Source organism: Pseudonocardia sp. EV170527-09 (genome assembly GCF_008369905.1).
Taxonomy (GTDB): domain Bacteria; phylum Actinomycetota; class Actinomycetes; order Mycobacteriales; family Pseudonocardiaceae; genus Pseudonocardia.
Genome location: NZ_VRMC01000619.1, coordinates 1 through 242, shown reverse-complemented (window position 1 = coordinate 242; position 242 = coordinate 1). Strand labels below are relative to the sequence as shown.

General features: G+C 66.9%; 1 protein-coding gene. It reads left to right on the top strand.

Annotation, left to right across the window (positions count from 1 at the left end; genetic code table 11):
* Positions 1 to 170, top strand: a 170-nt coding sequence (locus tag FVA95_RS30300; protein WP_149665004.1) for an integrase core domain-containing protein, incomplete at its 5' end; no start/stop codon positions are given.
* Positions 171 to 242: the final 72 nt, after the last annotated feature.

The following is a 242-nucleotide window of genomic DNA, read 5'->3' as shown; positions in this document are numbered from 1 at the left end:
GGACCCTGGCCGACGGCTGGGCCTACGCCCGACTCTATGAGTCGACCCGCCAACGCAACGACGCCCTACCCGGCTGGCTGCACTTCTACAATCACCACCGCGCTCACTCCGCCATCGGCGGCCAGCCACCAGTCACCAGGCTGACCAACCTCCCTGGACATCACAACTAGGCGGTGGTGTTCGTGCTGGTCAGGGTGTTGCGGGGGTGGCTTCGACGATGCGGCGGGGTTCGGGCAGGTCGA